A 2,540-nucleotide genomic window follows, 5' to 3' on the forward strand; every position below is an offset into this window, starting at 1 on the left:
GCGGCTCCGACCGCCCAAACCGGCCCGCGATCCGCGCATGCAACTCATCCAACTGGCCCACGACAAGATCCAACACCACACACACCATGATCCACTACAGATCAAGCAAGTGCCGTTGCAGTACTAGGCGGTTGATTCCGCGAAGATCGCGTGAAGTGGGCTGCGGAGTGCGGAGGCAGGTGGAGGGTGTTCGTGATCATGTGTGACGAACGACCCGAACACTCTTCTGACCGCACCTTACGTGCTCGTCGGTGATCACGTGCCGCCCCGGACGGGCCGGGGGCGACGACCACTGCTCGCCGGTAGCGAGCTGATCACACTGATCTAGTCGTCGTGGTCGTCCTGGTCGGCGTGCTTGCCGCGGCGTGCGACATACACGAGCACGGCGACGATCGCGAGCGGGCCGAGGAAGACGGCGAGTTCGTCCCAGCCGCCCTCGTGTGCCTCGATCACGGGCAGGGTCGCGGTCGCGGTGAGCAGTCCGCTCATGGTCTCGTCCTCTCCCGGCGTGCGGGGAACCGCTTGCCCGTTCGCCGTGCCTCCCTCTAACATCTGTGACCAACGGTAACAGTTACTTCCGGTAGCACAATCGTCCGGCCGGATGTCCGAGGAAGGTCCGCATGGTGTTCGTGGCCCAGGAACCCGGTCCGCCCGCCGGGGGTGCCGCCTTCGGGCAGATCGTCATCGCGGCCGCGATGTTCGTGGCGGTCTTCCTGCCCCTGGCGGTGTTCGTGATCCGCGAGCGGGCCGGGCGGCCGACCCTGCTCGGCAGGCTGGCTGACTTCTCCGCGCGGGTGTCCGGGCTGCCGCGCTGGGCTGCCCTGCCGATGGTCATCGCGTTCCTGTCCGGGATGTCGGCGCTGATCGGTGTCTACTGGGATGTGCCGATCCACATGGAGCTCGGCCGCGACGAGGGGCCGCTGGCCAACCCCTCGCACTATCCGATCTACTTCGGACTGATGGGCATCTTCGCCGGCGGCGTGCTCAGCGCCACACTCGCCAAGGGACGCCTGCCCGCGCGGACCGTCGCGTTCGGGCCCGGCTGGCGGGTGCCGATGGGCAGCGTCCAGATGATGGCCACGGGACTGGTCGGCGTCGCCGGGTTCCCGCTCGACGACGTGTGGCACCGGTTGTTCGGGCAGGACGTCACGGAATGGGGCCCCACCCATGTGCTGATGATCGGTGGCGGGGTCGGGGTGGTGATCGGCCTGCAGCTGCTGCTCGCGGAGTCCCGGCAGACGGGTGCGGACGGGCCGCTGGTCCGGCTGCTCGGTCCGGTGCTGGCCGGGGCCTGGATGATGGGGGCGTCGGCGTTCCTGATGGAGTTCGACCTGGGGGTGCCGCAGTTCCCGATGCTCGCCCAGGTGGTGCTGGTCGGCCTGATCGGCGGCTGGACCCTGCTCTACGGACGGCTTTCCTGGGGGCCGGGCGGCGCCCTCCTCGTCGTCGCCGTGCTACTGGTGAGCCGGGCCGTCTTCGCGATCGTGCCCCTGGCCGCCGGGCTGCACGTCGCGCTGCCGTTGCCGTACGTCACGGAGGCCGTAGTGATCGAGGCCGTCGCGCTGCTGCTGCGCGGGCGGCGGGGCTATCCGCTCGCCGTGGCCGCCGGGCTCGCCAGTGGCGTGCTCGGCCTGGCCGGGGAATGGGCCTTCTCCCAGTGGTTGATGCCGGACCCCTGGCCACTGTCGCATGGGGACACCTTCCTCGCCTTCGGTGCCGCGGCGTCGGTGGCCGGTGCGCTGATCGGGACCTGGCAGTACGGGCGGGTGGAGGCGATCGCGCTGGGTCGTGAAGGCGGCGGTGCCCGGCATTGGGGCGGTTTGGCCGGTGCCCTGGGTGCGGTGGCGCTGATGGCCGCGATCACCGTCCCGGCCGCCCCGCCGCCCGGTTTCACCGCGACCGTCGAACTCGCCGACACCGCGCCGGGGCTGCCCGTCGCGCACCCGAGGGGCACGGCCGAACCCCGCTGGGTCACCGCGACGATCACCTTCAACCGGCCGGACCTGACCGCGGATCCGCTGTGGCTGACCGGTTTCGCCTGGCAGGGCGGGGACTTCTACTCCGCGCCGCTGGAGCGGCTGCCGGACGGCCGGTACCGCACCACACGGCCGCTTCCGGTGTACGGCCAGTGGAAGACGGGGATCCGGATCCACACTGCGAACCGGATGATGGCGCTGGCCCCGCTCTACGCGCCCGCCGACCCGGCCGCGGGCGCCCCGGCCGTTCCTGCGGCATCGGGGGCGCACGAGTTCGTCGCGGAGATCAAGTTCCTGCAGCGGGAGCGCAGGACCGGAACCCCGCTGGTGCTGTGGACGGTGGCCTACGCCGTCGTCGGGTCCCTGTTCGCGGGCATGTGGGTGCTGTTCGCCTGGCTCTACACCGCCGCGGCGCGCGGCACGCGCCGACCGGCCGCGGCGCGGCGCGATCCGGTCAGCGAGGTGCCGTAAGGGGTCCCACGCTCGGGGAGGTGCCGGGTGCCGTACGGGGAGACCTCACGGTCAATAGGGCCAGGGTCCCGGCAAAGTCGGTCCTTGCATGGG

2 protein-coding genes and 1 pseudogene are annotated in these 2,540 nt (G+C 70.9%); 2 read left to right on the forward strand and 1 reads right to left on the reverse strand.

The genetic code is table 11. From position 1 onward, the window contains the following. Positions 1 to 202 precede the first annotated feature (202 nt). Positions 203 to 322 (forward strand): annotated as a pseudogene (locus tag FNH05_RS40135) (IS982 family transposase); the annotation flags it as partial. Between the two features lie 2 nt (positions 323 to 324). On the opposite strand, the gene FNH05_RS38605 reads toward FNH05_RS40135, so the two are convergent. Further along, a complete protein-coding gene (locus tag FNH05_RS38605) occupies positions 325 to 489 on the reverse strand; it encodes a hypothetical protein (protein WP_186382914.1) in 165 nt (54 codons plus the stop codon). Between the two features lie 131 nt (positions 490 to 620). Between FNH05_RS38605 and FNH05_RS35990 the strand changes: the two genes are divergently transcribed. After that, positions 621 to 2,447, forward strand: coding sequence for a hypothetical protein (locus FNH05_RS35990; protein ID WP_246128146.1), 1,827 nt, complete (start codon positions 621 to 623; stop codon positions 2,445 to 2,447). Positions 2,448 to 2,540: the final 93 nt, after the last annotated feature.

This window comes from Amycolatopsis rhizosphaerae (genome assembly GCF_007713715.1).
GTDB lineage: Bacteria > Actinomycetota > Actinomycetes > Mycobacteriales > Pseudonocardiaceae > Amycolatopsis_E > Amycolatopsis_E rhizosphaerae.

What these genes read in the sequence shown, in the direction of transcription:
- FNH05_RS38605 (WP_186382914.1), bottom strand. Translation starts at nt 489, where the DNA reads ATGAGCGGACTGCTCACCGCGACCGCGACCCTGCCCGTGATCGAGGCA.
- FNH05_RS35990 (WP_246128146.1), top strand. Translation starts at nt 621, where the DNA reads ATGGTGTTCGTGGCCCAGGAACCCGGTCCGCCCGCCGGGGGTGCCGCC.